Below are 23,779 nucleotides of genomic sequence, written 5' to 3'. Positions count from 1 at the left end.
GTCCGACGCGGCGCGGCCGCTCCCGCCAGGCGACCTGGTCGGCCCTCCGGCCAGCCACACCGACGATCTCCGCAGCCGCCCCGACGCCGATCGCTGTGACCGACGCCACCCGCCATCCTGCCCCCTGCCCGCCCGAGAAGATCGTTCCCGCACTGGACCGACAGGTCTCACCGCCCTCCTTTGCTCTGCACCCGCGGACGCGACGGTTACCGTCCGCCACTGTCGCTTATAGAGGTGCAGAGCAAAGGGGGGAATGGGCCGTGACCGGGCCTGGGCCGTGACCGGGCCTGCGCTCACCGGCCGCCAGCCAGCCAGCGGGATGGATGCGGGGCTGGCCGCGGTCAGGGTTGGGGTTGGGGTTGGGGTTGGGCGGCATCGGGGGCGCGGGCGGCGCGGCGCAGGCCGTACAGGGTCAACAGTGCCGCCGCGACCAGGGGGCCGCCGTCGCGGACCAGGCCGTCGACCCCGAGCAGCCACCAGCACAGCGGCAGATCCACTGCGAGTACGGCCACCGTGACGACGATCAGCAGGCCACGGGCCCAGTCCTTGCCCCGCATCAGGAACGCGGTGCAGAACAGCACGGCGTAGCTGGCCGTGATGCCAGCGCCGAACCAGAACAGCACGGCCGGCACCGCGGTCAGCCGACCGTCCAGGATGGAGCCCCCGGCCACCAGCGCCGGCACCAGCATCAACGGGCTGTAGGTGAAGGCCGCCACCCGACTGGTCAACAACCAGGCGCTGGCCTGCGGTCGGCGGGGCGGGGTCTCCCGCCAGGAGATGCCGTCCCGGTCGATGACGAGACGCGGACGGTGCCGCACCAGGTGCCCGGCCAACGCCGACGAGCGGTAGAGCAGCCAGACCACCGCGACACAGAGCGCCGTGAGGATCGCGAAACCGAGCAGGCCGGGCAACGGCGGCACCCCCTGCCGGGGCACGATGAGCCGGCCGACAGCGAAGATCGTGGTGACCGCGAGGATCAGCCCGAACGGGCGGGCCACCGTACGACCCCGTTGCACGTGCCCGATCAGCAGCAGGAAACCGAACGAGCGCAGCAGGGCCCAGCCGGTCCGGACGGCCAACCCGAAACCCTGCTCCGGGGCGTACCACCAATTGAGCAGCTCGACCACGACGGTGGCCGCCGCCGTCGTGGCCAGCAGGATGATGAGCACCCGGACGGCGGACGGCCGCCGGACCTGGGTCTCGGCGGCCGTCCTCATGAAATCCGATGTTGCCCGCGAAGGGCCTCGTTCACACCTACCGCTGCGGCTGTTCGGCGTCCAGGCGCGCGCGCAGAGCGTCCAGCTCGGCCCAGAGCACGCCGGGCAGCTTGTCACCGAACTTCTCGAACCACTCGGTGATCATCGGAAGCTCGTTGCGCCACTCGTCCGGGTCGACCTTCAGCGCGATCCGGACATCCTCCGGGGTCATGTCCAGGCCCTCGACGTCCAGGGCGTCCGGCGCGGGAACCATGCCGACCGGCGTCTCGACCGCGTCGGCGGTGCCCTCGATCCGCTCCACGATCCACTTGAGCACCCGGGAGTTCTCGCCGAAGCCGGGCCAGAGGAACGAACCGTCCGGGTCCTTGCGGAACCAGTTGACGTAGTAGATCTTCGGCAGCTTCGCCTCGTCGCCGTCGGTGCCCTTGCCCATCTCGATCCAGTGCCGGAAGTAGTCACCGGCGTGGTAGCCGATGAACGGCAGCATCGCCATCGGGTCCCGGCGGACCACGCCGACCGCGCCGGACGCGGCGGCGGTCGTCTCCGAGGAGAGCGTGGCACCCATGTAGACGCCGTGCACCCAGTCGCGGGCCTCGGTCACCAGCGGGACGGTGTCCTTACGGCGTCCACCGAAGAGGATCGCGTCGATCGGAACGCCGTTCGGGTCGAAGTACTCGTCGGCGAGGATCGGGCACTGCGTGATCGGGGTGCAGAACCGGCTGTTCGCGTGGGACGAGAGGCTGTCGCTCTCCGGCGTCCAGTCGTTGCCCTTCCAGTCGATCAGGTGCGCCGGCGGCTCACCCATGCCCTCCCACCAGATGTCACCGTCGTCGGTGAGGCCGACGTTGGTGAAGATCGAGTTGCCCCGGTCCAGGGTGCGCATGGCGTTGGCGTTGGTCTTCCAGTCGGTGCCGGGCGCGACACCGAAGAGGCCGTACTCGGGGTTGACCGCGTAGAGGCGGCCGTCCGGGCCGAACCGCATCCAGGCGATGTCGTCGCCGATGGTCTCGACCTTCCAGCCGGGGATCGTCGGCTCCACCATGGCGAGGTTGGTCTTGCCGCAGGCCGACGGGAACGCGCCGGCGATGTGGTAGACCCGGCCCTCCGGCGAGGTGATCTTCAGGATCAGCATGTGCTCGGCGAGCCAGCCCTCGTCCCGGCCCATCACGCTGGCGATCCGCAACGAGTAGCACTTCTTGCCCAGCAGCGAGTTGCCGCCGTAACCCGAGCCGTACGACCAGATCTCCCGGGTCTCCGGGAAGTGCGAGATGTACTTGGTGTCGTTGCACGGCCAGGCGACATCCTCCTGGCCGGGGGCGAGCGGGGCGCCGATGGAGTGCAGCGCGTGCACGAAGTCCGCGTCGTCGCCCATGGCCTCAAGGACCCGGGCGCCCATCCGAGTCATGATCCGCATGGAGGCGACCACGTACGGGCTGTCGGTGATCTCCACACCGAACATCGGGGACTCGGCCTCCACCGGGCCCATGACGAACGGGATGACGTACATGGTGCGACCGCGCATGGAGCCCCGGTACAACTCCGTCATCGTCCGCTTCATCTCGGCCGGCGCCATCCAGTTGTTGGTGGGGCCGGCATCCGCCTCGTCGACGGAACAGATGTAGGTGCGCTCCTCGACCCGGGCCACGTCCGTCGGGTCGGTGCGCGCGTAGAACGAGTTGGGCTTCTTCTCGGGGTTGAGCCGGATCAGAGTGCCGGCCTCGACCAGCTCATCGGTGAGGCGGCGCCACTCCTCGTCGGACCCGTCCACCCAGACGACACGGTCGGGGGTGGTCAGTTCTGCGACCTCACGGACCCAGGCGAGCAGTTTCGGGTGGGACGTCGGGGCCTGATCGATTCCCCGCACAACAGCCGGAGCAACCATGACACATCTCCTTGTGGTCGACGCTGACCGATCTATGGGATGCACGAGACTCGGCGGCGCGAAGCGTCGCCTTCGTGGAAACCTGGGATTGGCCTCAGCGTAAACCGGGCAGCCTTCCGAGTCAGTGGGACAGGTTGTGAAGAACTGCACAAGCTACGGCCTCGCTGCGGCATCACGAGCTGATACCCGCTTTCCCGCGCAGTTTCACGCAAATCTTGTTGTGCACCCTGGCGGCGGCTTGTTGCGGTCGGGCCGTGGACCTGCCCCGCCGACCGGTGCGAGGATTCCCGTTCCGCAGCGGCTCAGTCCTCCCAATTGGCTACGCTCTGTGCAGTGGTCACGTACGCAGACGCTGGGCCCCTCCGGGACACCGCGCCTGCTCGCCGTTGCTACCCCTCTGACTGGCCGGCAGCCGGTAGGCTCCCCTGCGTGGCCGCCACGATGACCGGGGAACAACCGGGTTCCCCGCAGACCCGACGGGGTCTCGTCGGCACACTGCTCGACCGCTTCGGTCATCTCCTCCGCGAGCTGAGCAAGTTCGCCACCGTGGGTGGTTTCGCCTTCCTCATCGACTTCGCGCTCTTCAACTACCTGACGAGCAGGCACGGCGTCGAGGAGCTGACCGCGAAGACGATCTCCACAGTGATCGCGGCCACCGTCGCCTTCGTGGGCAACCGGTTCTGGACGTGGCGGCACCGTCAGCGCAACAACGCGGCCCGCGAGTACGCGCTCTTCTTCTTCTTCAATGCGGTCGGCCTCGGCATCACCGTCGCCTGCCTGGCGCTGAGCCGCTACGGGCTGGGGGCCATCTGGCCGGCAGTGTTCCAGACCCGTCTCGCCGACAACCTCGCCAGCTACATCGTCGGCACGGGGCTCGCCACGCTGTTCCGATTCTGGTCCTACCGGCGGTTCGTCTTCGTCGAAGCGGGAACCCCGACCGTTCCGCAGGTGAATCCCGACCGTGACCACGGGGCGTGACCTGCCGCCCACCTCGTTCGGCCGGTGATCACCGGCCGTACCGACTGCCCTAAGGTGTTTCGCATGCGTCTTGTCCGTCTGCTGCCTGAGCGCTGGCAGAAGTTCATCCACGAGGCGCTCAAGTTCGGCATCGTCGGCGGCATCAACACCGTCATCAATTACGCGGTGTTCAATGCCCTCGCACTGACTGTTTTCGTCAATGGTCAGTTGAAGGCGACCGTGATCGCGACCATCGTCGCGACCATCACGTCGTACCTCATGAATCGGCACTGGACGTACCGCGATCGCCCGAAATCGGCGCTTCGTCGGGAATATCTGCTCTTCTTCCTTTTCAACGGTGCCGGCCTGCTCATTGAGCTGGGTGCCGTGGCAGCCGCCAAGTACGGTCTCGGCGTACACGGCCTGCTGGCGCTGAACGTGGCCAAGACCGTCGGTGTCATGCTGGCCACGCTGTTCCGGTTCTGGTCCTACCGGACCTTCGTCTTCCAACCGGTCGCACCAGCAGCGGACGAGGCTGTTAAGCCCCAGTCCACCTGGCACAGCATCCCGCGCGACGAGTGGGACACCATGGCGGAGATGGACCCGGTCGCCGAGCTGGCGGAATCCGTGTCCGAGCTGGAGGAGTCGGAGCCCGCACAACGCGCCGACTACCCGCCCGGCACACCCACCCAGGGCCGGCCCCCGCACCTGAGCGTCAGCCCCGCCGCCGACCTGGACGCGGAACTCGCCGCGGAACTGCACGTCGGCACCCGTCGCGCGCCCCGCCGGTGACCTCACCCGACGCCCGCTCCGGCACGGGGCAACCAGCCGAGCTGTTCTTCGAGGACCTCGTCCCGGGGCTGACCGTCGACCTCGGCGTGGTCACCGTGGACGCCGACGAGATGGTCGCCTTCGCCCGCCGCTTCGACCCGCAGTGGTACCACGTCGACCCGGACCTGGCCGCAGCGAGCCGGCACGGCGGTGTGATCGCCAGCGGTTTCTACACGGTCAGCCTGTTCATGCGCGCGTACGTCGACCACCTGCTGTCCCGGGCCGCCGCGGACGCGTCCCCCGGCCTGGAGGAGCTGCGGTGGCTCGCCCCCGTGCGGGCCGGCGACCGGCTCGCCGTACGGGTCGACGTGATGGGTGCCCGACCGTCGACCGCCCGTCCCGGGCTCGGCACCGTCAGCCTCACCGGCACCATGCTGCGCCTCGGCCCGGACGACCGGCCCGAGCAGGAGGTGCTGCGGACCCGCTTCCGTGGTTGGTTCGCCGTCCGGCCGGTCGAGGCCGACCCCGCCGAAGCCGAAGCTGTCGAAGCCGCCCCGGGCGACGCTGACCGGCCCGGAGCTGACCTGCCAGGAGCTGATCGGCACGCCGACGGCCCGAGCGCGGCGGACCCGTCCGCCGCCGCGCCGTCCGAGGGCGACCCGGCGGAGATCAGCGGCTCCGCCGAGGCGCAACGACACGATTGACCCGCCCCCGACACCGTGGCAGGGGGCGGGTGTCAACCGCACCGGTCAGGTGGTGGTGTCGCGCAGCGACTTGCCGTCCTGCATGTCGGCGAGCATGTCGCGCATCTCGCCATCGCCCAGCGAGTGCTTGTCGTGCTGTGCCTCGACCAACTCGTACAGGGTGGTCTGCACCTTTCCGACGTCCGGCACGTCGGAGAGCACCGACTGGCCGCGCTCACCGGCCGACTCGATGGTGAGCGTTCCGCAGCCGAGCAGACGCTCGACGAAACGCTGGTTCATCGAGTGGTCGTTGACCCGGGCGAGCGGGAGGTCCCGCCGGTCCCGGGAGAAGACACCCTGCTGGAGCAGGACCCGCTCGTTCGTGAACAGGTAGTGGGTGGTGCGCCAGACCAGGAACGGCCACAGCGCGAGCCAGAGCACCGCGACCAGGGCGATCGCCCCGATCACGGCCAGCGCGATCGAACCCCCGCTGCCCTCGGGCAACAGGACCACGCCGACCACCACCGCGGCGATGGCCAGCACCAGCACCGCGATCGGCCGGATCAACGCCTTCCAGTGCGGGTGCAGGTGCAGCACGACATGCTCGTCCTCGGTGAGCACGTCCTCAGGAAACGCCACGGGAACCTCCAACGCGATTTTCTAGACGCGCAGACGGTAAACCCCCCAAGCCCCACCACAACATCCGCCACGCGGCCCCCACCCGAGCTTCCGCGATCTTGCACTTCCGGTCGCCGTTACGTGGCTTCACCCCTTGTGCCGCGACAGGAAGTGCAAGATCGCGCGGTTGGGGTGGGGCGGGTCAGCGGAGGTGTAGGACGTCGCCGGCTGCTAGGGCTCGGGTTTCGGTGGGGGCGGTGACGATGAGCTGGCCGTCCGGGTCCACTCCGGTGGCGGTGCCGGTCAGGGAGTCGCCATTGGGGAGCAGGACGCGTACCTCACGGCCGACCGTCGCGCAGGCCGCCAGGTAGGCGTCGCGCAGGCCGCTGGCAACCGCGTCGCCGCCCGCCGAACGCCAACGGTCGTACCAGTCGGCGACCGCCCGCAGCAGCGCCCGCAGCAGCGGATCCCGATCGGTGGCCACCGCGCCGGCCAGCTGGAGCGAGGTGGCCGGCAGCCCGGTCGGATTCACCGGCAACTCGTCGGCGCGCAGCGTCACGTTGAGCCCGATGCCCAGCACGATGGCCGGCGGTTGCTCCGGCGTACGTCCGGGCACCGCCTCGGCCAGCACGCCCGCGCACTTCGCGTCGTCGATCAACAGGTCGTTCGGCCACTTCAGGGTGGCCTCCAGCTCGGCCAGCCGGGCCACCGCCTCGACCAGCGCCACGCCGGCCAGCAACGGCAGCCACCCGTACCCCGTGGGTGCGGCCGGCAGCCAACCGCGGTCCGGCACGGCCTCGCCGGGCCGCAGCAGCACGCTCGTCGCGATGCCGGCCCGGGCCGGCGACTGCCAGACCCGACCACGGCGACCACGACCCGCGGTCTGCCGTTCGGCGACCACGACCAGGCCCTCGGGCTCGTCGGTCCGGGCCGCCTCGGCCACGTCGGCGTTGGTGGAGCCGGTCTCGGCGCGCAGCTCCAGCCGGGCCCACGGCCCGTTCGGCGCGACCAACGCGCGGCGCAGCCGGGCCGCCGACAGCGGCGGCCGGTCCAGATCGGTGTACGGGGAACCCGGCATTCCGCCAGCCTACGGCGGTGCCCTGATCGACACTGAGGCGTACTGCACAGCGGCACCCACCTGAACCATCGTTATATTCCGTGGGTGACTACCGAGACCGGGACCAACATGCACAGCACCGCGGGCAAGCTGGCGGACCTGGAGCGCCGGGTCGACGAGGCGGTGCACGCCGGGTCGGCCCGCGCCGTGGAGAAGCAGCACGCGCGCGGCAAGAAGACCGCCCGCGAGCGGATCGAGATGCTGCTCGACGAGGGTTCCTTCGTCGAACTCGACGAACTGGCCCGGCACCGGTCCACGGCCTTCGGGCTGGAGAAGAACCGGCCCTACGGCGACGGTGTGGTCACCGGCTACGGCACGGTGGACGGCCGGCAGGTGTGCGTCTTCGCCCAGGACTTCACGGTCTTCGGTGGTTCGCTCGGCGAGGTCTTCGGCGAGAAGATCGTCAAGGTGATGGACCTGGCCATGAAGATCGGCTGCCCGGTGGTCGGCATCAACGACTCCGGTGGCGCGCGCATCCAGGAGGGCGTCGTCTCGCTCGGCCTCTACGGTGAGATCTTCTTCCGCAACGTCCGGGCCTCCGGCGTCATCCCGCAGATCTCGCTGGTGATGGGCCCCTGCGCCGGCGGCGCGGTCTACTCCCCCGCGGTCACCGACTTCACCGTGATGGTCGACCAGACCTCGCACATGTTCATCACCGGCCCCGACGTGATCAAGACGGTGACCGGCGAGGACGTCGGCATGGAGGAGTTGGGCGGCGCGCGCACGCACAACTCCCGCAGCGGCAACGCGCACTACCTCGCCACCGACGAGGAGGACGCTGTCGACTACGTCAAGGCGCTGCTGTCGTACCTGCCGTCGAACAACCTCGACGAGCCGGTCGTCGTCGAGGCCCCCGCGTCGCTTGAGGTCAGCGACGAGGACCGGGAGTTGGACACCCTCATCCCGGACTCCGCCAACCAGCCGTACGACATCCACACCGTCATCGAGCACGTCCTCGACGACGGGGAATTCCTTGAGGTCCAGCCCCTCTACGCGCAGAACATCGTGGTCGGCTACGGCCGGGTCGAGGGGCGGCCGGTCGGTGTGGTCGCCAACCAGCCCATGCACTTCGCCGGCACCCTGGACATCGCCGCCTCGGAGAAGGCAGCCCGGTTCGTGCGCACCTGCGACGCGTTCAACATCCCGGTGCTGACCTTCGTGGACGTACCCGGCTTCCTGCCCGGCACCGGCCAGGAGTGGGACGGCATCATCCGCCGGGGCGCCAAGCTCATCTACGCGTACGCCGAGGCCACCGTCCCCAAGGTCACCGTGATCACCCGCAAGGCGTACGGCGGGGCGTACGACGTGATGGGCTCCAAGCACCTCGGCGCGGACCTGAACTTCGCCTGGCCGACCGCGCAGATCGCGGTGATGGGTGCGCAGGGCGCGGTGAACATCCTCTACCGCTCCGAGCTGGCCGGTGCCGAGGACCCGGCGGCGGTCCGGGCCGAGAAGATCGCCGAGTACGAGGACACCCTGGCCAACCCGTACGTGGCCGCCGAGCGCGGGTACGTCGACGCGGTGATCCCGCCGCACGAGACGCGCACCCAGATCGTGCGGGCGCTGCGCGTCCTGCGCACCAAGCGGGAGACCCTGCCGCCGAAGAAGCACGGCAACATCCCGCTGTAACGCGGGGTCCGGTTCCCTCGATCCGCGCCCTCAGCAGTTCGGGGGTGGGACGTTGGCATTCGGGCACAGGCGCGCCACGGCCGCGACGGCGAACTGTTGGAGTTCCCCCTCGGTGCCGTCGCGACCGAGGCTGAGCACCGAGACGAGATCGCCGACCTGCACCACCGCAGTGTTGGTCGGGCGCGTCTCGTCGTTGAGCGTCGCGCCGGTGTTCACGTCCCGGGCCTGGGAAACCGTGTGTGTCAGCAGGACGCCGCCTTGCCCCCCAGAGTCCAGCGGCCGGACCTGCCACCGGTGCACCGCCTCCGCCGTACCGGTCTGCCCCTTCCGCTCGTACGGCCCGCGGCTGCGCCACTCGTCGCACGGGTCCACCAGACCCTGGAGGGTCACGAGGGCCAACGTCGCCTCGTCCTGTGTTGCCATCCGGTAGACGTCCTGCATCACGAGGACGTCGGCGTTGCCGGGCTCGGTTCCGGCGGGACGCGCCCGAATCAGGGTCTGTGAGCGGGACAGGCGGGAGAACCGCCACCCCTCCGGCAGCCCCAGGTTCGCCCGGCACTGATCGAGCATCGCGTCGACCCGGACCGGCTCCCCCACGCCCGCCTGGCTGAGCTGCACCTCGATCGGGCGCGTCAGGTCGGCCGGCTGGAGCAGGGCGTCGGTGGTGATCTCGTGCTGGGTCGGCGTGGCGTCGGGCGCGGCCGAGGCGGCCGGTGTGGACGGCGGAGATGTCCTCGGCGCGGCGACCGCGGCGGCGGACACCCCGGCGAGGGCCAGCACGACGGTGGCCGCCACGATCCTGCGCTGGCTGCGGCGACGGGCCCGGGCACGGATCTCCTCCGGGCCGAGCCAGCGCACGTCCTGCAGGTCGCGCTGAATCTGTTCGACCAAGGTCGGGTCGTCACGCATCGGTGGCCTCCTCCAGGTCAGAGACGGCGAGCAGACCGGCGAGCGCAGCGCGCCCCCGGGAGAGTCGGGCCTTCACCGTGCCCACCGGGGCCGCGGTCTCCCGGGCGACCTCGGCGACAGGCATACCCACCAGGTAGTAGAGGGCGATGGCGACACGTTGCTCCTCGGGCAGCCGGCGCAGGGCGGCGACCACCGCGACGGTGTCGGTGCCCGGCCCGGGAACGCTCTCGATGGCCCCGTGTCGCAGGTAGGCACGGGCCCTACTCCGCAGACTGCGCCAGCGGCTGACCGCGATCCGACTGGCCACCACCCGAACCCACGCCTCCGGGTCGTCGTACGCGCTGACCGTCGACCAACGCTGCCACGCCCGGACGTACGCCTCCTGCACGGCGTCCTGCGCCTCGCCCCGATCGCCGGTGAGGGCGTAGACGAACCCGAGGAGTCGTTGTCGACTCCCCCGGTAGAACTCGTCGAACCCGTCGACGTCCGGCACCAGCTACCTCCCCGTGTCGGTCGCTGGGAACACGCACCGGGCGGGGTGGTCGGTTGCCCCGGTCAGGCGACCATCTTCTCCAACTCGGCGAGCGGGAACGCGCCGGCCGCGATCCGCTCCCGGGCCGCCCGGCGTACGGCCCGCTGCACCGCCACGTTGGCCGGTGTCGGTACGCCGTGCAGCCGGCCGAGCAGCGCGATCTCCCCGTTGAGGTGGTCGACCTCGGTCGAGCCGGTGCCCCGGGCCAGGCTCTGCCAGGTGGAGCCGCCGGAACGGTCCTCACCGGCGACGGGGCGCTGCCCGACCAGGTCGCCCCGTTCGGTCTTCTCCTCCTCCGGCGAGGTGTGCGCGATGCCGGCGGCGGCGAGCGCTGCCACGCCCTCGGCACGTACCCGCTCGGCCAGCGCGTCCGGGATGTCCCGGCCGAGCAGCGCCTGGAGGCCGTTACCGAGGTTGCTGAGCAGCTTGCCGTACTTCCAGCGCAGCACGTCGGCGCGGACCGGGGCGACGAAGCCGGCGGCGGTCAGGTCGGCGGCGATCGCCCGGTCGGTGTCGTCGGCACCTGCGGGGTACCGGCCGATGTGGAGCATCCCGGGGTGCGGGTACCCGTTGGCGACCACCACGCCCGGGTCCAGGTGGGTGGCCGGCAGCCAGACACAGACCGGGTGCACGTCGGCGAAGAGCCGCAGCGCGGCCCGTTCGTTGGCCACCCCGTTCTGCGCGGTCACCAGCGGCAGACGTTCGCCGGCCGTGCCGCCGCCGACCACCGGCGCGTCCACCCAGGCGGCCAGGGCGCCGGCGGTGTGCTGCGACTTCACGGTGAGGATCAGCACGGTGTCCGCTGGCAGCGGCTGGTCACCGGGCCGGTCCACCGCCGCGAGCCGGGCGGTGACCTCACCGTCGGGCTGCCGCAGGGTCAGACCCCGCGTCCGGATCGCGTCCAGGTGGGCGCCGCGGGCCACCACTGTCACGTCCCGGTTAGCCTGGGCCAGCCGTACGCCGATGGTGCCGCCGACCGCGCCCGCCCCGATGATCACGTATCGCATGGGCCTCATTCTGCCCGCCCGCGCGCCACCCGCCCGGTGCGCCGTCGTGCCTTCCGTCAGCTGGTCAGGCCGGCATCGGTGAGGAACGGGCCGGCGAGCAGGAGCGCGCCGGCGATCAGCGCCGCCAGGTTGACCACTGCGAAGACGCTCACCCAGAAGAACGCCGGAAACGGGGTGAGCCCGGCGAGCTGGTCGGCGTCGGAGGCGGGCATCCGGCCCCGGGAACGCAGCCGTTGCAGCTCGACCACCGGCCGCACCCCACCGAGCAGCAGGAACCACACCCCGGTGTACGCGAAGGCGGCCTGGACCTGCGGCGTCGCGTACCACGAGACGGCGAACACCAGCGCGCCGGTGACCAGCAACGACACCACGCCGAAGGCGTTGCGGATCATGACGAGCATGGCCAGCAGCAGCGCCACCGCCACCCAGAGCAGCAGGGTGATCCGGTTGCCGCCGAGCAGCCAGGCGCCGGCCAGCCCGACCAACGGCGGTGCGACATATCCGGCGAGCAGGGTGAGGATCATGCCCGGCCCGGTGGGACGACCGGCGGAGAGCGTCAGACCCGACGTGTCCGAGTGCAGCCGGATGCCGCGCAGCTTGCGGCCGGTGAGCAGGGCGACGAGGGCGTGCCCACCCTCGTGCGCGATGGTGATGGCGTTACGGGCGATCCGCCACGGCAGCCGGGTGGAGACCACCACCAGCGCCACCGCCCCGGTGATCAGCACCAGCAGCGCGGGCGGGTCCGGCTGCGCGCCGAACAACATGTCCCACTTCTCGCCCAGCCCGTCGATCGACATCATGGGGCGCGAGCCTACCGGCGGCGTTCCGTGTCGCTCCCGAGGCACCGGCTCGTATCCTGTGAGACTGATCGGGTGGCGAGTGAAGCGGGAGGTGAGCGCTGATGAGTGCGGAACCCCTGGGACACCACGTCGGGCTCTGGACCGAGGCCGACTACTTCGCCCTGGGTGAAACCCCGGACCGGATCGAGCTGCTCGACGGGAGCCTGATCGTGAGCCCTGCCCCGAGCAAGCGGCACCAGTTGGTGTCGTGGGAACTCGTCTACAGCCTGCGTCGAGCTGTGCGACCACAACCCCTGCTCGTCTTCGAGGCGGTCAACGTTCGGCTCGGGGTGGACCGGATCGCCATCCCCGACGTGGTCGTCGCGGACACCGACGACGAGGGCACGGCGGTGGAGGCTGCCGAGGTGCTGCTCGTCTGCGAGATCGTCTCGCCCGGCAACGCCGCCGCCGACAGACTGGTCAAGATGCAGCTCTACGCCATCGCGCGAATCCCGTGGTACCTGCTGGTCGAGCAGGACGGGGACGGTCACTCGTTGCGGCTGTTCCGGCTCGACGGCGAGCACTACGTCGAGGACCAGGTTGCCAAGCCCGGCGAGACGCTGACAGTCGTCGAGCCGTTCCGCTGGCAGCTCGACCCAGCCACCCTGCGCTGAACCGTTGGACCCCGGGCGGCGGACCTTCATGAACCATCGATGAAGCTTTTTTCAGCCGCCCTTGCGATCTAGGGCACTTACCTCCAAAGATGGACGTCGATAGAGCGACGTCCTTGGAGGCACTCATGGCCCGTACCTCATCAACGCTGCGCCGCGCACTCGCGGCCGGCCTCACCGTCCTCGCCACCGCGGCGGCGGCCCTGGTAGCGACCGCCGGACCGGCGGCCGCAGCCACCACACCCGGCATCGACGTGTCCCGCTACCAGGGCAGCATCAACTGGACCAGCGTCCGCAACGCGGGCATCCAGTTCGCCTTCATCAAGGCGACCGAGGGCACCAGCTACAAGGACCCGAACTTCAACGCCAACTACGTCAACGCGTACAACGCCGGGGTGATCCGCGGGGCGTACCACTTCGCCCGCCCGAACATCTCCGCCGGCTCGACCCAGGCTGCTTACCTGGCCTCCAACGGCGGCGCCTGGTCCGCTGACAGCCGCACCCTGCCCGCCGCGCTCGACATCGAGGGCAACCCGTACAGCGGCGGCTACTGCTACGGCCTCAGCACGACCGGCATGCGCAACTGGATCCAGGACTTCCTGAACACCTACCGTTCCCGCACCAGCCGGTACGCGGTCATCTACACCACCACGAGCTGGTGGAACCAGTGCACCGGCAGCTGGACCGGCCCGTGGGCGAACCACCCGCTCTGGCTGGCCCGCTGGTCGAGCACCCCGGGTGCCCTGCCGGCCGGCGCGTCCGTGTGGAGCTTCTGGCAGTACACCAGCACCGGCGCGGTCTCCGGGATCAGCGGCAACGTGGACCGCAACTACTGGAACGGCGACCGGAGCCGCCTGATCGCGTTGGCCAACAACACCTGACCGGGCCGTTGGCGGCAGCGGGATCGACGGTCAACAGCACGGTCGACAATCGGTCCGGCTGCCGCCACGCCACCGCGTGCGGGTCAGGCCCGCCGTCGGGTCAGGGCCGGCACCACGGCATCCTCACGAGCCAGCGCGCCCCGGCGGGTCATCCGCCAGGCAGCAACGCCAAGGCCGGCAACGATCACGACGCCGAGCAGTGCGACGAGCACCGAAACCCCCGCGCTGACCAGCAGCAGAATCGCGTCGCCGAGCGCCACGAGCATCCACAGTGCCAGCCGGGGCCGAGTGTCCCTCCGTCGGTAACCCATGTCGTGCCTCCTTCCGTCGTCGAAGGTCAATTACCCACGACGACGGAAGGTCATGCGAATGAGTTTCAGTCCTTACGGTCGGGCACGAAACCCTTGGCGATCCGGTCGAAGTTCGGCAGGTTGGCCTGCCAGTCCTTCTCCGCGATCTCCCACCGCAGGGCGTAGCCCCGGTTCTTGGCCGTCACGAACCCCCGGTTGCGGACGTGGATCCGCTGCCCGTCCCGGGTCTCCAACCACTCCCAGTCACCGCATGTCTTCCAGAAGTCGCAGCTCTTGATGCTGAGGTACTGGTAGTTCTTGACGCGGCTAGCGCGATTCGGCTCCTGCTCCCGCCAGTCGGCGACCGCGTCCTTCTTCGGGCTGTTGGTCCACTGCACGAGCAGCAATCCCGGCCCATTGGACTGGTTGAAGACGACCGTGTTGCCGTTGACCTGGCTACGCACCCAACCATCGGGCAGCGGCAGGGAGAAGCCGGCCGGATCCTTGTGCAGCTTCCAGCCCGCCGGCAGCGCGTTCGGGTCGACCGAGGGGGTGGCTGAGGCCGACGGCGTCGGCGCACCGGTGGTGGGCGGCGGTGGCGCGGCAGCGGAGGTCGGGGCGGGCGCCGAGGTGGCGGCAGCACCGGTCGGGTCGGCCTGCGGGGTCTTGTCGCCGTCGCCGCTGGTCAGCATCGGGACGACCACCGCGAGGCCGATCAGCAGCAGCGCGACCAGCGCCCCGATCAGCACGTTACGTCGGGTGTTGTTCGGCTTCGTGCCGTCCGAGGGCGGCACCGCCGCGCGGCCGGCCGGACCCACCGGCGGCATCAGCGACGTCGGCGTGGTCGGCTTGCGCTGCTCCGGTGCCACCGGCGGCCCGTCGACCACCGTCGGCTCGTCGTCGACGTTCGTCGTACCGTCGCCGCTCGTGTCGGGCGCGGCCGCGACCGTCGCGGTCGGCTCGGCCCCGGACGCGGCGGTATCGGACCCGGCGGCTCCGGACGCGGCAGCCTCGGACGGGCGGTCGATAGTGGCGGTCGGCTCGGCCGGGACGGCCGTCGGCTCGGCGGACACCACGGCGGTCGGGTCGGCTACCGCACCGGAAGAAACCACTGCCGTCGGCGTGGCATCAGCGGCACTGGTGGCGGCGGCCGAGGCGCTCGCGGCGGCGGCCGGCGGCGGCGACACCGGCTGGTCGACGCTCTCGGCAGGTCGCGGCGCCGGCACGTGCGGCGGGCGCGGCTCGCGCGGACCGTTCGGCCCCGGCCGGCGTACGCCATCGAGCAGTGAGATCCCGCGCGACCGCTTGCCCCCGGCGCGGCGCAGCAGCCGCTCCGCCACCTCGGCGGTGATCCGCTCGTTCGGGTCCTTGCGCAGCAGCCCGTTCAGGACGGCCTTCAGCGGACCGGCGTTCTTCGGCGGCGGAATCGGCTCGGTGGCCAACGCGGCCAGGGTGCCGATCGCCGACGGTCGGGCGTACGGCGACTTGCCCTCGACCGCCGCGTAGAGCGTCGCGCCCAACGACCACAGGTCGGCCTCCGGACCGGCGGTGCCGTCCCGGGCCCGCTCCGGCGAGATGTACGCGGGCGAGCCGAGCACCATGCCGGTGCGGGTCACGTTGGGGTCGCCGGGGATCGTGGCCAGACCGAAATCGGTCAGCACCACCCGGCCGTCCTCGCCGAGCAGCACGTTGCCGGGCTTCACGTCACGGTGCATGACGCCCGCCTTGTGCGCGGCGCTGAGCGCGCCCAGCACACCCAGGCCGATCTCCACCGTGCGGGCCACCGAAACCGGGCCGTCCTCGGCGAGCGTGTCCTGCAACGACTTCGACGCCACGTACTCCATGACGATCCACGGATCGCCGTCGGTGCGCAGCACGTCGAAGATGCGGACGACATTGGCGTGGTTGAGCCGGGCGATGGCCCGCGCCTCCCGCAGCGAGCGCTCGCGCATCTCGCGGCGCTCGTCATCGGTGAGACCGGGCGGCGGCACCAACTCCTTGATGGCGACGTCCCGGTGCAGCACCTCGTCGCGCGCCTTCCACACCCGGCCCATGCCGCCCTGGCCGAGCGGCGACAGAAGCCGGTATCGGTCAGCGACGAGTTGGGGAAGCGCGTTCGACATCGGTGAGACGGTACCCGGACCCGCTGACGCTCACACCGCCGGCACGCCACTGTGCGCTTCGGGTAACTTCGCGCGGCGTACCCTGACGGCATGTCTGCCGAAGAGCCGCTGTTCCGGGTCGTCCGCGGCGTGCCCACCGCCGAGGAGTTGGCCGCTCTGGTGGGGGCGATCATCATCCGGTCCCGCCCGGCCGCCGTCCCCACGCCGACGGCCCCGTCCGCCTGGGCGCGCAGCGGCCGACCGGGCAGCTCCCGCGGCTGGCGCGCCACCGGCCAGCCCCGCTGACCCCAGACCCGCCGTACGGGGGCTGTCAGGGTGGCGTTGAGCCGTTAACCTCACTCAGGGAAACGGTGCCGCTACGGGTAGGGAGGATCCATGATCCCCGAAGAGGACCGGCCAGCACCCTGGCTACGCGGTTACGGCGGCATCGAAGCCGACATCAGCCAGCTCAGAGAGTTCGCCGACCGGCTCGCCGCCGACGTCGAGAGCAACTACGCGCCGCACCTGTCGTACATCGCCGAAGACATGTCCGCGAAGCTGCCCAACCCGTGCGACGCCTTCATCGAGCTGGTCACCTTCCTGCACGCGCACCACGAGACGCAGCAGGCCACCGCCGACATGGTGTACGCCGTCCGAGGCGCCACCGGCCACCTCGCCGCCGCCGCCGACCAGGTCGCCACCCACTACGCCGACAGCGACGCCTTCACCGCCGCCAGAGTCGTGGACGTGCAACGAGCCCTCGCCAACCCTTTGAACATGCTGCCCGGCGGCCCCACGTCGGTGCTGACCGACCCGACCAGCCCCGACGCCCAGCCGCCGGTGGTGCTGCCGTGATCGAACGGGGCAGCGGCCGGACCACCGGCCTCACCGACTGGCAACTCATGGACGTCAACAGCATGTGGGCCTGCCTGCAAGACCACGACACCGCCAACCACTGGAAACAGGTCGCCGGCTGGCGCAAGGTCTGCGACCTCGCGCAAACCCACCTCGGTCGCCTCCAGCAGTACCGGCGCGGCCTCGCCGCAGCATGGCCCCCCGAAACCAGCGCCGCCTCCCGCACGTACCTCGCCGAACTCGACGAACTCATCGACAAGGTGCAACGCACCCACGACGCCGCCGCCGCGAACTACACCGCCCTCTCCGCCGCAACCCAGGCCATCGGCACCACCCGCGCCGCGCTCCGCAAGATCCATGAGGAGTACGCGACCAAGTACCAGCAGAAACAGGCGTACGAGGCGATGGTCGCCGACCCGAAGGCGGTGATGGGCAACCGGGCCACTCAGCCGACTGTTGCCGATGGGGAACTGGAACAGCTGAACGTGCGGGCCCGGTCGATGATGTTCAGCTTGAGCGGCGAACTCCAACAAGCCCAAGCAACCCTCCAAAAACCACCAGCAGCACCCAGAAGCGTTCGGCAGCCAGACGATCCCGACGCGTATGGCGGTTATGTGACACCTGCTATTCCGCCGATAGTCCCGGTACCACTGCCCGCTAGCGCCACCACTCCCATCCGCAGCGCCAGTACTCAGCGGATGATCCCGAGCACCCCTGCGACTTCGGGGATGGGTCCAGTTCTCGGGGGAGCTACTGCCGGAGTCCCCTCGCCGCCCACTGGGGCTACCGCGCCAGTTATCCAAGCACCGGGAAGTAATGCCTCACCAACCGCCATCAGCCCCGACATGCCACCAAAGCCGCTACCCGCTCCCATTGGCTCACCTACGCCGCCTCCCATTAAAGCGAGCCAGCCCGGGAACCTCTCAAAGCCAATAAGCGGGGCCACGGATACAGGCGGCGCACATTCCGTCCAGCCAGCCCGCCCATCCCCTTTCAGTGGAGGATTAATCGGCGGTGTCCCGGGATCATCTTTAGGCAATCCAGTCAACAACTCTGGCACTCCCAGAAGAGTCAACCCGATCGGCGGGGTAATTGGAGGCGGTGGTGCTGGGACAGCGCCCACCGGTTCAGCTGGAAGTCGGCCAGGCGGAGGACGGAGTCTCAACGGAATCACGAGTGGCTTTCCGATTGGCGGTGCACCCGGGTTTTCTGGCACTGGCAGCCGCTCGGGGCCGGAAGCAGGAAGTGACGAGAGATCGCGGCATTGGGACCCGGATAATCCTTGGGAGACTGACCAAGGCGTCCCTCCGGTAGTTCGACCTCCAGACAGGGATAATCCAATCGATCCGGGTCCAGCAATTGGCTTTAACAGGTGATTGGGTCGCTCTTGGTAGGCGCAACAAGACTCGCTATAGCCGGAACCCTGCTTTCTGCCAGCTTGTTCGTTCCACCTCAAGATGCCGACCTAATACGAGGCGATCAGTGGCATCTGCCATACCTTCAAATTGAGCAAGCGCATCGATTTAGCCAAGGATCCGGAGTGATTGTCGCGGTGCCGGACACCGGCGTTGACCCTCATCCTGACCTCCACGAGAATCTACTGTCAGGAACCGACGTTATTCCTGGGGGAAGTGGCGATGGCCGCCAGGATCGAGATAGTCACGGGACTTCAATGGCCGGCCTGGTCGCTGCCCATGGAAGGACACACAGCCGAGGCGCTCTCGGAATTGCACCGAAAGCAAAGATCCTTCCAATAATGGACACTCCCTCTAATGACGTAGGCGACCCTGATGCACTCGCATTTGGAATTGAGTTCGCCATCGCCAGAGGCGCCGACGTTATCAGCATTTCAGCGGTCGCCGGTGCCAGCATACGGCTTCAGCAAGCGATAAAAGCAGCGCAGAATGCCAATATCGTAGTGGTGGCCGCTGCAGGCAATTCACCCCCCGACACCAATGTTCGGTACCCGGCCAGTGAAGAGGGTGTTATCGCGGTTGGGGGTGTCGATCGCGCGGGCCGACATGCTGCCATCTCGGTCACCGGGCCGAAGATCGATGTGGTCGCCCCTGCGGTCGATATCTACAGCACCAGCTACGGCGGAAAGTACTCGAAGGGGACGGGCACTTCCAGTGCGACGGCGATCGTGGCGGGCGCGGCTGCACTGGTCAGGTCGAAGTACCCCTACCTGCCGGCGCGAGAGGTGGCGCACCGGCTCACGGCTACCGCCGTCGACAAGGGCCCTCCTGGGCGCGACGACGAGTACGGCTATGGAGTGATCGATCTTGTGGCGGCGCTGACGGCAGACGTACCGCCGCTGGGGTTTGAATCGGTGAGCGCTCCGGCCGGTGCTGGCCCGACCACGACGGCTGCCGCTCAGCCGGGTGGTCAGGATGATGGTTCGACCGTGCGCGGCCTGGCCACTCTTGGGGTGATCGTGGCCGTCGGGGTGGGATGGGTCGTGATGGCGCGACGTCGCCGTCGTGGTGATGATCCGCCGCCCAGAATCAGTCGGTGATTGGTCAACGAGGCGGTGATCCACTCGGCTTTCAGGAAACCGCGGTGTCTGGGGTGATGGGATAGCGCGTTTTCCTGAAAGGCGAGTGGATCAAGGGTGCCGGCGGTCGAACCGCCGGGGCCACGACGGCCGCCACGCCGCAGGGCGACAAGGCGCCGGCGCGGGGCGCTGGGCGGGGTGTCGGGCCTGGTGGGGGTTGGGCGGTAACGTCGGGCTCGTGTCTGAGACTTTGCCGCTCCGCCTCGTGCTCGCTTCAGCGAGCCCTGCCCGTCGTAAGTTGCTCCAGGCTGCCGGTGTTGAGCCGGAGGTGCTGGTCAGCGGGGTGGACGAGTCCCTCGTGGTGACCGAGCGGGCCGAGGATCTGTGTCTGGAGTTGGCGCGGCTGAAGGCGCAGGCGGTGGTGAGCCGGCTGAAGCCGACCGCTGATCAGCGGACGTTGGTGATCGGCTGCGACTCGGTGCTGGCCTTCGACGGGGAGATCCTCGGGAAGCCTGACGATGCGGCCGACGCGACCCGGCGGTGGCGGCGGATGCGCGGGCGAAGTGGCGTGCTGCACAGCGGGCACTGCCTGATTGATCTTGATGAGGGGCGGCGGGCGGAGGCGGTCGCGTCGACCACGGTCCATTTCGCCGACATCAGCGACGACGAGATCGCCGCGTACGTGGCCACGGGTGAGCCGTTGGCGGTGGCCGGCGCGTTCACGATCGACGGGTTGGGTGGGCCGTTCGTGGAGCGGATCGAGGGTGACCCGGGGACTGTGGTCGGGTTGTCGATGCCGCTGCTGCGCCGGCTCCTCGCCGAGTTGGATCTGCGGATCACCGACCTGTGGACCAAGGTCGAGCCGGGCGGCCAATCCGTCGTGGCGGGCGGCCAATCCGTCGAACCCGGCGGCCAACCTGTCGTGGCGGGCGACCAATCCGTCGAGCCGCTCGGTAACGTCCGGTCATGACCACCAAGTCGATCCCGCTCACGCACGAGCTGCACGCCTATCTGGTCGCACACGGCTCCCCGCCCGACGAGATCATCCGCGACCTGGCCGAGGAGACCCGGTCGGTGCTGCCGGAGCACGCCTCGATGCAGGTGGCGCCGGAGCAGGCCGCGTTCCTCACGTTCCTCACCCGGTTGCTCGACGTACGGCAGGCCGTCGAGGTCGGCACGTTCACCGGGTTGTCGTCGCTGGCGATCGCCCGTGGGTTGCCCGAGGGCGGGCGACTGACCTGTTTCGACATCTCCGAGGAGTTCACCGGCATCGCCCGGCGCTACTGGGCGCGGGCCGGCGTGCAGGATCTGATCGACCTGCGGATCGGCCCGGCCGCGGACGGGCTGCGGGCGTTGCCGCACGAGCGGCACCTGGACTTCGCGTTCATCGACGCGGACAAGACCGGTTACCCGATCTACTGGGCGGAGCTGGTGCCCCGGATGCGCCCGGGTGGGGTGATCGCCGTCGACAACGTGCTGCGTGGTGGGCGGGTCATCGCCCCGCAGGACGAAGGTGACCGGGCCATTGCCGCGTTCAACGACGAGGTCCTCGCCGACGTACGGGTGGACCCGGTGATGCTGCCGATCGCGGACGGCCTGACCCTCGCCCGGGTCCGCTGACCGCCGACCCCGCCGGCAGCTACCAAAGGCCGGCAACCAGCATGCCCCGGCAATGCCGAACGTCGGCCGCGCCGCCCGCCGAGAACCACTAAAAAGCCGGCAACCAGCGTGCGCCGGGCAACGCCGGGCACCAGCCGCCGGCCACGGAAATCGGGGTGTCCCTTGTCGAGGGACACCCCGATTTCCGGGAACGACGAGTGTCAGCGGACGCTGCGGGCGAACTGGCGGGCGGCCCAGTAGACGCCCAGCGCGGCGAGCACCGCGGTGATGCTGAGGCCCTGCCAGACCTTGTCGCTGCCCAGTTCACCGGCGAACAGTGCCCGGGTGCCGTCGACCGCCCAGGAGAACGGGTTCCAGTTGGCGATGCCCTGCAACCAGCCGGGCGCGAAGGTCAGCGGCAGCAGGATGCCGGAGAGCAGCAGCACCGGCTGCGCCACGGTGTTCATCAGTGGGGCCAGCGCGTCCTCGCTCTTGACCTTGAGGGCGACACCGTAGGAGACGGCCGAGGTCATGAGGGCGATCAGGGCGAGCATCAGGTACGCCAGCAGCAGGTCACCGATGAACACCCGCAGGTCGAACAGGAGCGCCAGCAGGGTGATGATGACCGCCTGCACCATGAGCGAGACCACGTCGCGCAGTGAGCGGCCGAGCAGCAGGGCGAGCCGGCTGATCGGGGTGACCCGGGAGCGTTCGATGACGCCGGCTCGCAGCTCGGCGATCAGGCCGAAGCCCTGGAACAGGCCGCCGAAGATGGCCAGCAGCACCAGCAGGCCCGGCACGAAGATCTTGTAGGCGGCGGCCTGGGTGGGGGCGTTCAGTGCGGGCTTCAGTAGCGGGGCGAAGAGCAGCAGGTACATGACCGGCTGGAAGACGCCGACGAAGACCCAGACCGGGTTGCGCAGCAGGAGCAGGGTCTGGCGCTGGAAGATCAGCCAGGTGTCACGGGCGAATTTCATGAGAGTCGTCTCCGGGGTCAGGACTCGCGCAGCGAGCGGCCGGTCTTGGTGAGGAAGACGTCGTCCAGGCTGGGTCGGTGCAGCTCGATCGAGCGCAGCTCCAGCCCGGCGTGGTCGAGTCGGCGCAGCACCTGCGGAATGGCGGTGGCGCCCTCGTCGACGTAGAGGCGCAGGCCGCCCTCGTCGGCGGTCTCCAGCTTGTTGACGTACGGTTCGCCGTCGAGTGCCTGGGCGGCCTGCGGGGTGGCGGCCAGGTCGAGACCGACCAGCACCACGTCTCCGGAGATCTCCCGCTTGAGCTCGGCCGGGGTGCCCTCGGCCACCACCTCGCCGTTGTCCATGATCGCGATCCGGTCGCAGAGCGCGTCGGCCTCGTCCAGGTAGTGCGTGGTGATGAAGACGGTCATGCCGTCGCTGCGGAGCCGCCGGATCTCGTCCCACATGTGGGCGCGGCTCTGCGGGTCGAGGCCGGTGGTCGGCTCGTCCAGGAAGACGATCTTCGGCTCGTGGATGATGCCGAGGGCGATCTCGACCCGGCGTCGCTGGCCGCCGGAGTAGGTCTTGCACTTGCGGTCGGCATACTCGGTGAGCTGGAAGGCGTCCAGAGCGCGGGCGGCGCGGCGCTGCGCGTCGGCCTTGCTGATGCCGTACATCCGGGCGTGCAGCACCAGTTCCTCACGGGCGGTGGACTCGTCCCAGGTGCTGCCGCCCTGCGGGACGTACCCGATGCGGCGGCGCACCTCGGCCGGGTCCTTGCGCAGGTCGGCGCCCGCGATGGTGGCCTCGCCGCCATCTGGCTCGATCAGCGTGGCGAGCATCCGCAGCGTGGTGGTCTTGCCGGCGCCGTTCGGGCCGAGGAAGCCAAAGATCTCGCCCTTGGCGACGTCGAGGTCGACGCCCCGCACGGCGTCCACCGTCTTCGTCTCTCGACCCGCGCGGGAGCGGAACGACTTCCGCAGCCCCCTGGTCTCGATCATTTCTGCTCCTGGTCGTTCGGGCCGGTAGCGCCGGCCGTCGAGTGGGACGACGCCGGACGGCGCACTCCCCCGCAGTGCCGCCAGCAGGCTAACGCGATATAACTTTTCTAGTCAACGTTGATTATTCTGCTTCCGTGTCGGGGGACTCCCGACCGTCCCTCCACCCCGACCAACCCTGCGCTTCATCCAGCTCAGCAGGCAGGTACGACACTCCGGAATCGATCCGTTCCGCGATCCGCTCGCACCAGCTCATCTCCGCCTCGGCCCGCGCCGACCACAGCTCGAACATCCAGCCCACGTGCGCCGGCTTGCGGTTGCGCACCCAGTCCGACTCGAGTGAGGCGCGCATCGACTCGATGCCGGCGCGCAGCAGGTTGGCCCGGTTACGCAGGGCCGCGGCCGCTTCGGCGCGCGGCATGGCCGGCAGGAAGCAGAAGGCCGCCACGAACGGGTCGGCGGGCTCGCTGATGTTCCACCACAGGTTGCGCAGCAACGTCTCGAACTCGTCCTCCCCCTTGGGGGTCACCTCGTACGTGGTGCGCGCCGGCCGGGCGCCGACCTGCTCGGTCGCGACGGCGCGGAGCAGCCCCTCCTCGGTGAGCTTGCGCAGAGCGTGATAGATCGATCCGGGTTGCACGTTCGCCCACTTGTCGGCGCTCCAGCTCAGCAGCTCGCGGCGCACGTCGTAACCGTGCACGGGCTGCATCCACCGCACCAGACCGAGAATCATCATCCGAGTCGAAGACACCCGACAAGCGTAATAGCCAAGTTTGACTAAACCGTGGCGGGCGCAGTGCGGCATCCCACACTGAGCGATCGTTAGGGCCGCCGT

General features: G+C 69.6%; 24 protein-coding genes. 11 read left to right on the top strand and 13 right to left on the bottom strand.

Translation table 11 applies throughout. The annotated features are described in order from the left end of the window. Positions 1–341 precede the first annotated feature (341 nt). A complete protein-coding gene (locus QCZ28_RS03640; RefSeq protein ID WP_279515192.1) occupies positions 342–1,217 on the bottom strand; it encodes a hypothetical protein in 876 nt (291 codons plus the stop codon). A gap of 37 nt (positions 1,218–1,254) precedes the next feature. Next, positions 1,255–3,099, bottom strand: coding sequence for a phosphoenolpyruvate carboxykinase (GTP) (locus QCZ28_RS03635; protein WP_279515191.1), 1,845 nt, complete (start codon positions 3,097–3,099; stop codon positions 1,255–1,257). A gap of 441 nt (positions 3,100–3,540) precedes the next feature. Between QCZ28_RS03635 and QCZ28_RS03630 the strand changes: the two genes are divergently transcribed. From QCZ28_RS03630 to QCZ28_RS03620, 3 genes are all read left to right on the top strand, one after another. Beyond that, positions 3,541–4,077: a GtrA family protein gene (locus QCZ28_RS03630; RefSeq protein WP_030328876.1), complete on the top strand. Its 537-nt coding sequence runs from the start codon at positions 3,541–3,543 to the stop codon at positions 4,075–4,077. A gap of 63 nt (positions 4,078–4,140) precedes the next feature. Beyond that, on the top strand, positions 4,141–4,848 hold the full coding sequence (locus tag QCZ28_RS03625; RefSeq protein ID WP_279515305.1) for a GtrA family protein: 708 nt from the start codon (positions 4,141–4,143) through the stop codon (positions 4,846–4,848). Beyond that, a complete protein-coding gene (locus QCZ28_RS03620; protein ID WP_279515190.1) occupies positions 4,845–5,531 on the top strand; it encodes a MaoC/PaaZ C-terminal domain-containing protein in 687 nt (228 codons plus the stop codon). Before QCZ28_RS03625 ends, QCZ28_RS03620 begins: the two co-directional genes overlap by 4 nt. Before the next feature lie 45 nt (positions 5,532–5,576). Here the strand turns inward: QCZ28_RS03620 and QCZ28_RS03615 are convergent, their stop codons facing one another. Together QCZ28_RS03615 and QCZ28_RS03610 are read right to left on the bottom strand one after the other, a co-directional pair. Continuing rightward, positions 5,577–6,149, bottom strand: a complete 573-nt coding sequence (locus QCZ28_RS03615; protein ID WP_279515189.1) for a PH domain-containing protein — start codon at positions 6,147–6,149, stop codon at positions 5,577–5,579. Between the two features lie 181 nt (positions 6,150–6,330). Next, positions 6,331–7,206, bottom strand: a complete 876-nt coding sequence (locus tag QCZ28_RS03610; RefSeq protein ID WP_279515188.1) for a biotin--[acetyl-CoA-carboxylase] ligase — start codon at positions 7,204–7,206, stop codon at positions 6,331–6,333. A gap of 84 nt (positions 7,207–7,290) precedes the next feature. Here QCZ28_RS03610 and QCZ28_RS03605 point away from each other — a divergent pair, with 84 nt between their 5' ends. Next, complete coding sequence (locus tag QCZ28_RS03605; protein ID WP_279515187.1) at positions 7,291–8,874, top strand: acyl-CoA carboxylase subunit beta; 1,584 nt, start codon at positions 7,291–7,293, stop codon at positions 8,872–8,874. A 30-nt stretch (positions 8,875–8,904) separates the two neighbouring features. Here the strand turns inward: QCZ28_RS03605 and QCZ28_RS03600 are convergent, their stop codons facing one another. The 4 genes from QCZ28_RS03600 to QCZ28_RS03585 all read right to left on the bottom strand — a co-directional run bounded on the left by QCZ28_RS03600 (position 8,905) and on the right by QCZ28_RS03585 (position 12,122). Continuing rightward, a complete protein-coding gene (locus QCZ28_RS03600) occupies positions 8,905–9,783 on the bottom strand; it encodes a hypothetical protein (RefSeq protein ID WP_279515186.1) in 879 nt (292 codons plus the stop codon). Then, positions 9,776–10,276, bottom strand: coding sequence for a SigE family RNA polymerase sigma factor (locus QCZ28_RS03595; protein WP_210860075.1), 501 nt, complete (start codon positions 10,274–10,276; stop codon positions 9,776–9,778). Before QCZ28_RS03595 ends, QCZ28_RS03600 begins: the two co-directional genes overlap by 8 nt. A 62-nt stretch (positions 10,277–10,338) precedes the next feature. Then, entirely contained in the window at positions 10,339–11,322 is a 984-nt protein-coding gene (locus QCZ28_RS03590; RefSeq protein WP_279515185.1) for a 2-dehydropantoate 2-reductase N-terminal domain-containing protein, read from the bottom strand. A gap of 56 nt (positions 11,323–11,378) precedes the next feature. After that, a complete protein-coding gene (locus QCZ28_RS03585) occupies positions 11,379–12,122 on the bottom strand; it encodes a M50 family metallopeptidase (RefSeq protein ID WP_279515184.1) in 744 nt (247 codons plus the stop codon). 101 nt (positions 12,123–12,223) lie between these two features. Here QCZ28_RS03585 and QCZ28_RS03580 point away from each other — a divergent pair, with 101 nt between their 5' ends. Then, the gene (locus QCZ28_RS03580) at positions 12,224–12,775 is read left to right on the top strand and encodes a Uma2 family endonuclease (RefSeq protein ID WP_279515183.1); all 552 of its coding nucleotides are present in this window, start codon (positions 12,224–12,226) and stop codon (positions 12,773–12,775) included. Between the two features lie 125 nt (positions 12,776–12,900). Continuing rightward, positions 12,901–13,653: a GH25 family lysozyme gene (locus tag QCZ28_RS03575; protein ID WP_279515304.1), complete on the top strand. Its 753-nt coding sequence runs from the start codon at positions 12,901–12,903 to the stop codon at positions 13,651–13,653. A gap of 83 nt (positions 13,654–13,736) precedes the next feature. Here the strand turns inward: QCZ28_RS03575 and QCZ28_RS03570 are convergent, their stop codons facing one another. Together QCZ28_RS03570 and QCZ28_RS03565 are read right to left on the bottom strand one after the other, a co-directional pair. Continuing rightward, on the bottom strand, positions 13,737–13,964 hold the full coding sequence (locus tag QCZ28_RS03570) for a hypothetical protein (RefSeq protein WP_279515182.1): 228 nt from the start codon (positions 13,962–13,964) through the stop codon (positions 13,737–13,739). A gap of 65 nt (positions 13,965–14,029) precedes the next feature. Continuing rightward, a complete protein-coding gene (locus QCZ28_RS03565; protein ID WP_279515181.1) occupies positions 14,030–16,066 on the bottom strand; it encodes a serine/threonine-protein kinase in 2,037 nt (678 codons plus the stop codon). Between the two features lie 90 nt (positions 16,067–16,156). Between QCZ28_RS03565 and QCZ28_RS03560 the strand changes: the two genes are divergently transcribed. The 5 genes from QCZ28_RS03560 to QCZ28_RS03535 all read left to right on the top strand — a co-directional run bounded on the left by QCZ28_RS03560 (position 16,157) and on the right by QCZ28_RS03535 (position 21,014). Further along, positions 16,157–16,351, top strand: a complete 195-nt coding sequence (locus tag QCZ28_RS03560) for an acyl-CoA carboxylase subunit epsilon (protein ID WP_279515180.1) — start codon at positions 16,157–16,159, stop codon at positions 16,349–16,351. 90 nt (positions 16,352–16,441) lie between these two features. After that, on the top strand, positions 16,442–16,900 hold the full coding sequence (locus QCZ28_RS03555; RefSeq protein WP_279515179.1) for a hypothetical protein: 459 nt from the start codon (positions 16,442–16,444) through the stop codon (positions 16,898–16,900). A gap of 1,387 nt (positions 16,901–18,287) precedes the next feature. Further along, the gene (mycP, locus tag QCZ28_RS03545; RefSeq protein WP_279515302.1) at positions 18,288–19,415 is read left to right on the top strand and encodes a type VII secretion-associated serine protease mycosin; all 1,128 of its coding nucleotides are present in this window, start codon (positions 18,288–18,290) and stop codon (positions 19,413–19,415) included. A 217-nt stretch (positions 19,416–19,632) separates the two neighbouring features. Beyond that, positions 19,633–20,364: a Maf family protein gene (locus QCZ28_RS03540; RefSeq protein WP_279515178.1), complete on the top strand. Its 732-nt coding sequence runs from the start codon at positions 19,633–19,635 to the stop codon at positions 20,362–20,364. After that, positions 20,361–21,014: an O-methyltransferase gene (locus tag QCZ28_RS03535; RefSeq protein WP_279515177.1), complete on the top strand. Its 654-nt coding sequence runs from the start codon at positions 20,361–20,363 to the stop codon at positions 21,012–21,014. Before QCZ28_RS03540 ends, QCZ28_RS03535 begins: the two co-directional genes overlap by 4 nt. A 200-nt stretch (positions 21,015–21,214) precedes the next feature. Here QCZ28_RS03535 and QCZ28_RS03530 read toward each other — a convergent pair whose 3' ends face one another. From QCZ28_RS03530 to QCZ28_RS03520, 3 genes are all read right to left on the bottom strand, one after another. Further along, positions 21,215–21,970, bottom strand: coding sequence for an ABC transporter permease (locus QCZ28_RS03530; RefSeq protein ID WP_279515176.1), 756 nt, complete (start codon positions 21,968–21,970; stop codon positions 21,215–21,217). 17 nt (positions 21,971–21,987) lie between these two features. After that, complete coding sequence (locus QCZ28_RS03525; RefSeq protein ID WP_030328919.1) at positions 21,988–22,947, bottom strand: daunorubicin resistance protein DrrA family ABC transporter ATP-binding protein; 960 nt, start codon at positions 22,945–22,947, stop codon at positions 21,988–21,990. 121 nt (positions 22,948–23,068) lie between these two features. Continuing rightward, complete coding sequence (locus tag QCZ28_RS03520) at positions 23,069–23,680, bottom strand: PadR family transcriptional regulator (RefSeq protein ID WP_279515301.1); 612 nt, start codon at positions 23,678–23,680, stop codon at positions 23,069–23,071. Between the last annotated feature and the right edge of the window lie 99 nt (positions 23,681–23,779).

Source organism: Micromonospora sp. DH14 (assembly GCF_029809455.1).
Classification (GTDB): domain Bacteria; phylum Actinomycetota; class Actinomycetes; order Mycobacteriales; family Micromonosporaceae; genus Micromonospora; species Micromonospora parva.
Note: the sequence above shows the minus strand (reverse complement) of the source record. Positions and strands in the feature narration are given on the sequence as shown.